6 protein-coding genes are annotated in these 7,457 nt (G+C 58.6%); 2 read left to right on the forward strand and 4 right to left on the reverse strand.

What is annotated here, in order from left to right; genetic code table 11:
• Window positions 1-6: 6 nt before the first annotated feature.
• Window positions 7-1,350: a methyltransferase domain-containing protein gene (locus tag QZ177_RS06905; protein WP_294176276.1), complete on the reverse strand. Its 1,344-nt coding sequence runs from the start codon at window positions 1,348-1,350 to the stop codon at window positions 7-9.
• A gap of 145 nt (window positions 1,351-1,495) precedes the next feature.
• Between QZ177_RS06905 and QZ177_RS06910 the strand changes: the two genes are divergently transcribed.
• The gene (locus QZ177_RS06910; RefSeq protein WP_294176278.1) at window positions 1,496-2,152 is read left to right on the forward strand and encodes a hypothetical protein; all 657 of its coding nucleotides are present in this window, start codon (window positions 1,496-1,498) and stop codon (window positions 2,150-2,152) included.
• Window positions 2,153-2,206: 54 nt separating this feature from the next.
• On the opposite strand, the gene QZ177_RS06915 is transcribed toward QZ177_RS06910, so the two are convergent.
• Window positions 2,207-3,571, reverse strand: a complete 1,365-nt coding sequence (locus QZ177_RS06915; RefSeq protein ID WP_294176280.1) for an amino acid permease — start codon at window positions 3,569-3,571, stop codon at window positions 2,207-2,209.
• Window positions 3,572-3,839: 268 nt separating this feature from the next.
• Between QZ177_RS06915 and QZ177_RS06920 the strand changes: the two genes are divergently transcribed.
• Window positions 3,840-4,481, forward strand: a complete 642-nt coding sequence (locus QZ177_RS06920) for a YigZ family protein (protein WP_294176281.1) — start codon at window positions 3,840-3,842, stop codon at window positions 4,479-4,481.
• Window positions 4,482-4,528: 47 nt separating this feature from the next.
• Here QZ177_RS06920 and QZ177_RS06925 read toward each other — a convergent pair whose 3' ends face one another.
• Entirely contained in the window at window positions 4,529-6,007 is a 1,479-nt protein-coding gene (locus tag QZ177_RS06925; RefSeq protein ID WP_294176282.1) for a GDSL-type esterase/lipase family protein, read from the reverse strand.
• A gap of 2 nt (window positions 6,008-6,009) precedes the next feature.
• A complete protein-coding gene (locus tag QZ177_RS06930; protein WP_294176284.1) occupies window positions 6,010-7,320 on the reverse strand; it encodes an NAD(P)/FAD-dependent oxidoreductase in 1,311 nt (436 codons plus the stop codon).
• Between the last annotated feature and the right edge of the window lie 137 nt (window positions 7,321-7,457).

Genomic DNA, 7,457 nt, shown 5'->3' on the forward strand with positions numbered 1-7,457 from the left:
TCTCCCCTATCTCTTCTTCGCTACGACCTTCCATTGAAAAGCATGCAGCTCCTCCGGATCGACGCCCGGTGCCAAAAGGGCGGCAAGCTGCGCGATAAATGCCTGATCGTGCTCCGTTTCCTCCCTTGACTCAAACACCACCTGCGGTTCCAAGCCTGCCGCCTCCAAAAGCGCAAGGAGATCCGCGCGTGTGAAAAAACGCAGGTGCGTGCGGTCAAGAATGCCCGCTTCCTCATACTTCCAGCGCCCCGCAAGCATCATGCGGAACACGGAGAAATGCATGACGTTCGGCGTGCTGACGAGGACGCAGCCGCCCGGCTTCAGGAGAAGCGCGAGATTCTTCATCGCTCGCTGCGGCTCACGCAAATGCTCGATGACATCGCCCAAGATGATGTAATCGAACTTCTCATGCCACTCGGGCCGATCGAGCGTCTCCACATCAAGCGCCTCGACAACGGAGAAATGGCGAGCCATCTCCGCCGCTTTTTTATCGAATTCAATGCCATAGACTTCCGCCTTAGGATTCACATTGCGAATAGCAAGGAGCGTTGCCCCGCAGGCACAACCAACTTCAAGCACATTGAGTCCATTTTTTTGGAGGTCCATATGTTCCAAGAGTTCCGTGCGCGGTATGAAAGAGTACGGATAACTCAAGCCATACTTTTGCGTAAATCTCGCATCATCTTGTGCATCATAGAACAACTCAAAAGGATTTTCATGGGCAAACGCCCCGCACGCTACAATGCAAGGCCGATCTGCCTGCCAAAAACGCAGGCAGATGTCAAGCATGAGGAACGGCGTCGTATGAAACTCCTCTGAAAAGCCGCCCATATCGAGCAACACCTGACGCTGCACGAGAAAGCAGAACTTCAAAACGGCCGAGACAAACGAAACGTCTGGATTCGCGGACAACTCTTCAGCAAAGAGCCCCATCCCCTCGGCATCTCGATAGGGGAGGCGCTCGTCTTTGAACAACTCCTGCGCCTTGTCCACACCCACGGGATCCTGCAACATCGGCACGACGAGCGAGACTCCGCCACTGCCGTCTGCAGCCCGTTTCATGGAGCGGAGCGCTGCCGGCACAAGGACATAGGGCGCTGCTGAAAACAAAATTTCCCGTCCGCTCGCATGACGAAGAGCCGCATTGCATGAAGCCGCTATACCTGCTCCCTTGCCGTCGAAGAGCACCGCAGAAGGGTCTTGATCCAAAAAAGTCACGGCCTCCGCATTCTCACCGCAATAGACAAGGATGCGCTCATATTCCTCTCCCGGATAATTTTCCTGCAGGTACGCCCGCACCATGCGCGCTTCCTGCACATCCCCCGTCAAAAGCATAACGATCGTCAGCATGCGCTTCCACCTTTCCGCGCGAATCTTTCTCACGTCCACACTGTTTCAGTATAACGGCTTTCATCGCTTCACGCAAGGACTTCCTTATGTTACAATGGAGGAAAGTTTTGTCTGCTGCTCCTCCCTCCGCGAAAGGAAGAAACCTATGCCATCTTACAAATACATCCTGCTCGCTCTCATCTTCCTATCCCTCGTGCTGCTCTACCGCTGGCTTCCCAACCGAAAGATTTGGGCTCTCTTCTCCCTCACGCTCCTCTTAGCGGGAGCGGCGGCGTTCTGGAGCTTCCCGCCACCGCCCGCGCCCAAGATGACGGAGGAGGAGCGCAGCGAGATTCATCAGCAGCAGGAAATCTTCACCGCCTGGTACGACGAGCACAAGAAGAACATCACGCAGCTCGACTACAACTGGCAGCAGTACCACAACATCCTCGAGAGCTTCAAGGAGGGCGCGATCGACATCCAGACGGCCTATGTGCGTCTCACGCAGCTCGCCGAGGATGCCAAACACACGCGTGACGCCGTCGACGCACACATCCCGCCGCTCGCACTCAGCGGCATCAACTACGATCTCTGCGCCGCCGTGCGGCAGAAGACGCTCGCCTACGCCGAAGCGCAGCAACAGGCAATCAGCCGCACGAAGAACGCCGCAGACCCCGCGCAGCTCCTCACGCGCGATCCCGCCGAGCAGAGCCGTATCCTGGAGGACACGATGATCCGCGAATCGCCGCCAGGCCTCTTTCTCGCCGAAGAAATCAGCGCACTGCGCGAAAATCTCACGATTCCGCCGGAAAAGGACGAATAAAATGGGGGCTTCGCATACGTCAAGGACGTATGCGAAGCCCCCATTTTATTTCATTCAGCCATTTCTCGCCGCCGCGACGCGTGCGCGGTACAGACTGCGCAGCCTATGCCAGAGCATCGGCACGACGAGCATCGGCACGCCCATGTAGAAGGCCTGCCGCAGGTCGGGCGTGAAAGCGAGCACGACGAGGCAGAAGACCTGCGCCCAGATGCCGAAGAGCGTTACATAAGGAAAGAACGGCGTCCTGTAGCGCAGGGTATGTTCCAATCCCTCGGCGATGAGGCGGCGGCGGAAGCGATACTGGCTCCAGCAGATCGAGATCCACGCGATCGCCCCCGTACAGCCCGATACAGCAAGAAGATACGTATAGATCGCCGAATCGGGATTGAACGTGTAGAGCAGGATGACGAGCCAGCATGCCGAAACCGACATGAGAATGGAATTGCGCGGCACGCCTTTGCTGTTGATCTGGGCGAGAAAGGCCGGCGCCATGTCCATGCGTGCGAGCGAATAGAGCGCCCGCGCACTCGAATAGAGACCCGAGTTCGAGCAGGACACGGCGGCCGTCAGAACGACGAAGGCGAGCGCAGCCGCCAAGGAGTCAAGGCCGTGCGCGGCGAGTGCCGCTGCAAAGACGCTTTCGGAGATGCTCGCCTCTTCCCACGGCAGGATGGAGATCAACAGGGAGATCGGGACGATGTAGAGCGCGATGATGCGCCACGTCACGTTGCGCACGGCGATGGGGATGCTCTTTTCCGGCTCTTTGCACTCGCCCGCCGCGAGACCGATGATCTCCGTGCCTTGGAAATTCACGAGGATGATGACCATCGTCAGGACGATCGCCCACCAGCCGTTCGGCGTGAAGCCGCCGCTCGAAAGGAGGATGCGCGTGCCGATGAATCCCTCTCCACCGAAAAGCCCAAGACAGATGAGCGCCGCCACGACACTGAAAGCAACCAAGGCCAGGATCTTCACAAGGGACAGCCAGAACTCGCTCTCGCCGAACTTGTCGACGCGAAAGAGGTTCAGCACAGTCACGACGAGGCCGAAGAACACGGCCCACCACAGCTGGCTGACTTCGGGCACAAAATTGTTCATGATGATGCCCGCGGCGATCATCTCAGACGGCACGTACGCCATCCAGTTGAGCCAGTACGCCCAGCCCACGCCGCACGCCCACGTCGAAGAGATGTTCTCGCGCGCATAGGCGACAAAAGAACCCGAAACAGGCTTGGCAACCGCCAGCTCTGCCAAGGAGAGCATGACGCAGAGCACGATGACCCCACCCAAAAGATACGCCAGGATCGCCGCCGGCCCTGCCTTTTCCAGCACATACCCCGTGCCGAGAAAATAGCCGCTGCCAATGACCCCGCCGAGCGAAATCATCTGCACATGCCTGTTCTTCAACCCTCTGTTCATCTGCGTCCCATTCATGGCCTTGATAACACAACCTTCCGTACGATGAAGTTAAAACCCCCTAGAGAAACCCTCTGCACGAATACAGCTTAAGGACAATACTACACCAAACGCAGGGAAATGCCAAGCGAATATTTCTGAGAAATCGCAGGAATTTTGATCCCTCTCGTCTTTCACGGGGAGATGTGTTACTATATATAGTATATAGTAGACGCATAAGCATCCGCAAAGAACGTTGCGGAATTAAATCATAAGGAAGATCAGAACGCACATGGAAAATTTCACGACGATCGAAACGGGCGGCACAACCGAATATGAGATTCAGCGATCGCGCTTCATCGCCGAAGCCTCTCACGCGGCAACGGAAGAAGAAGCGCGCACCTTCCTGCTTTCCTGCAAGAAGAAGTATTACGACGCACGCCACAATCCGAGCGCCTGGGTGCTCGGCGCGGGCGGCGAAAAGCAGAAGTCAAACGACGACGGTGAGCCGGGCGGCACCTCGGGCAATCCCATCTTAGAAGCGATCAAGAAGCGCGGCCTCGTCGATACCGTCGTCGTCGTCACGCGCTACTTCGGCGGCATCAAACTCGGCGCGGGCGGCCTCATCCGCGCCTACGGCCACGCCGCACACCTCGCGCTCGAAGCCTCTTCCCTCGTGCGCTGCCTGCAGCTTACGCGTCTCGCCGTGACGGTCGACTACACGCTTCTCGCGCTCGTCGAAAACTTCGTGCGGCAGGAGAATCTTCGCACGGAGGACGCGATTTACGAGGAAAAGGTCACCTTGCTGCTGCTGTTGGAAGAGCGACAGCTCGCTCCCGTTCAGACGGCTCTGACAGACCTCACTGCGGGCAGAGCCATCTTTGAGGAACGCGGCACGGTCTGGGGCAGAGTGCCGCTTGGAAGCGAGAAATAGAAGAAGGGCTGTACAGAAGCCGAAATCGGCTTCTGTACAGCCCTTCTTCACACTCTCGGCTCGCGCAAAATCGGCTCGACCACCTGTGGAAACCTCGCGCGCAGGTAGTTGCTGATCGTCTCGCCGATGAAGCGCTTCGCCGCGCTATCGGGATGCAGGCCGTCGGTCGTGTAAATATCCTCAAGCTGCCCTCGCTCATCGGAGAGAACCGTCGTGATGTCGACGCAGTAGGGCTGCGACAAGATCCAGCGGTTGAGCGCCGCCTGCTCGTCGCTCCAGTTGGCGGGCGGATTCTGCGCATACTGCAGCTTCGCGATCTTCGCGGGATTGAGCGAAGTGACCGTAGAGAAGACGGGCGTGATGCCATGCGCCGTGCACTTGTCACGGATGCGTGCGAGCACGGCGATGATATCCGTCGCCCTGCCGCCCACGCGATAGTTGTTCACGCCGCCCATGATGACGAGGATCTTCGGGCGGAACGGCAGTACGTCGCGCTCGAAACGCGCTTCCATCGCCTCGACGGTATCGCCCGAGTAGCCGAGGTTCTTGATGGGGAACGCCGCGTACGTTTCCCAATCGTAGATTGCGCGGTCAGGGCCGTAGACGATGGCGCCGCCGCCGTGCGTGATGCTGTCGCCGAGCGCGGCGACGGTGACGGGCGACTTGACCTCGAACGGCACGTTCTCCGACCAGCCGCTGATGGGCTGGCGTGCAGCGTCAAGGGCACGCACCTTCCAGTAGTAAATGCCGGGCGTCGTGAAACCATAGGTATCGTAACAAGTGAGGTCGGTCGCGTAAAGCATGTGCAGGAGCGCGGGTTCCGTCCTGCCTCGCTTCCAGACGGAGACCTCGTACTCAGCAGCCCCCTGCACAGGAATCCACGAGTACGTCGGATAGAGCGGCACATAGTCCATCTTCTGGAACTCGCTCGTCGGATGTGGCGCTGCCGGATCCTTTTCGGCCAGCTCGACGGCGGCAGGCGGCGTGAAAGCCGAGCGTGCATTGCCGTCGTAATCGAGCGCACGCACGCGCCAATAGTGGTTCGCATCGAGCCAGCCGCGTCCCGCGAGCGCGATTTCCACGCCGTTGTTGAACACATGCGTGTCGTGGTAGACGACCTTCGCCTTGTCGCCCGCGCCTTCTTCGATGACGAACTCGTAGCGCACGGCATCGGCGACGGGCTGCCACAAAAAGCGCAGCTTCTTCGGCAGCTTGCGCACCGTCTCCTTCCCCTCGGGATTCACGGACATCGGCGGCTTTGCGCCTGCCGCCGCCCTCTCGTCCATCTGTTCATTTTTTGCATTCGCATCCTCCTCCATGGGAGCGCCCGCCTCCTTCTGCGCCGCATCGCGCTCCAGCACGATCGTACGGTCCTTCGTCGCGGCATACGCCGTCATGTGCGCTTCGCCCAAGGTCGCCGCAGCTTCCGCGCGCTCCGCTCCCTGCGGCGAAAGTGCCGCCGCCGCAAGGCACAAAGCCAAGGCGGCGGCACTTTTTTTCCAATAGCAATGATAGTTTTTCTGCAAGTTCAACCCTTCTCCTCTGGATCGAGCGGCATCGGCCGAAGCTCGCGCGACTCGTCGTATTGCATATTCGTGATGATGCGGCCAAGACGTGTACCTGACAGGAGGTTCCACGTCCATTTCAAGAGTACCGTTGTATTCGTATGTGCGCCCGCAAGACGCAGGAGGTGGACGAACATCCAGACGACCCAGGCGATGAAGCCCTTCATCTTCGTGCCGTTCATATTGACGACGGCCTCCGTCCTGCCGATCGTCGCCATCGCACCCTGATCCTTGTAATGGAACGTCTCCAGGTTTTCGTCGCCCGCGATCAGGCGCTTGATATTGCGCGCAGCAACGACGCCGCCCTGCGTCGCGACGGGTGCGACCGTCGCCAACGGACGCTCCGTGCCGTGGCAGAAGGAGGCGCAGTCGCCGATGGCGAAGATGTCGCGTTCGCCCTCGACCTGCAGTTTCTCGTTGACGATGACGCGTCCTGCGCGGTCACATGCGAAGCCGAGCTTACTGATGATCGGTACTGCTTTGACGCCCGCCGCCCAAATGACCGTATTCGTCGGAATGACCCGGCCATCCTTCAAGATCAGGCTGTTCTTGTCGCAGCCTGCGACCTGCGTATTGAGCATGACGTCGATACCTTTCTTCTCCAAGACGCGCACCGTTTCCTGCTGCAGATCGGGCGGCATCATGGGCAGAAGCCCGCCCGTCGCTTCGACGAGCTTGACGCTGATCTCATCGGGCGAAAGATTGTGATACTCGTCCTTCATGATGAGGTTGATGACCTCGGCCAGAGAGCCTGCGAGTTCGACGCCCGTCGGGCCACCGCCGACGACGACGAAGCTCAGCATACGGCGTCGCTCCTCCTCGTTATGCTCGATCTTGTTGGCGCGCTCGAACATATGGATGACATGATTGCGGATGTGCAGCGCCTCCTGCAAGGTCTTCATCGGGAAGGAATGCTCCTCGACGCTCTCCATGCCGAAGAAATTCGTCGTCGCGCCCGCCGCGAGAACTAGATAGTCGTAGGGGATCTCGCCGTGATTCGTGATGACGACCTTGCGCTCCTTGTCGAGACCGCGAAGCTTCGCCATGAAGAGATCGACGTTTTTGTTATGGCGGAAAAAGGAGCGGATCGGATAGGCGATCTCATCGGTCGAAAGAAGTGATGTCGCGAGCTGATAGAGCAACGGCTGAAAAAGATGGAAGTTGCGGCGGTCGACGATCGTGATGTCAAGGCTCTTATCCTTTGCCAGTTCGCGTACGACCTTGACTCCGCCGAAGCCTGCGCCGACGACAACAATGCGTGTTTTCTTGCTCATGTTCTTTCTCCCTTCCTGGGTGCGGGAAACTCCCCGACTTGGCAGCGGCGCGAAAGTGCATCGGCTTCTTCAGCAGCCGTCATTCGTTTCGCGCCAGAAAAACTTATCAACATATAAATTTTATATATAGAAAAAGC

Source organism: uncultured Selenomonas sp., assembly GCA_905372355.1.
Taxonomy (GTDB): Bacteria; Bacillota; Negativicutes; order Selenomonadales; family Selenomonadaceae; genus Selenomonas.

What these genes read in the sequence shown, in the direction of transcription:
- QZ177_RS06905 (WP_294176276.1), bottom strand. Translation starts at nt 1,350, where the DNA reads ATGCTGACGATCGTTATGCTTTTGACGGGGGATGTGCAGGAAGCGCGC.
- QZ177_RS06910 (WP_294176278.1), top strand. Translation starts at nt 1,496, where the DNA reads ATGCCATCTTACAAATACATCCTGCTCGCTCTCATCTTCCTATCCCTC.
- QZ177_RS06915 (WP_294176280.1), bottom strand. Translation starts at nt 3,571, where the DNA reads ATGAACAGAGGGTTGAAGAACAGGCATGTGCAGATGATTTCGCTCGGC.
- QZ177_RS06920 (WP_294176281.1), top strand. Translation starts at nt 3,840, where the DNA reads ATGGAAAATTTCACGACGATCGAAACGGGCGGCACAACCGAATATGAG.
- QZ177_RS06930 (WP_294176284.1), bottom strand. Translation starts at nt 7,320, where the DNA reads ATGAGCAAGAAAACACGCATTGTTGTCGTCGGCGCAGGCTTCGGCGGA.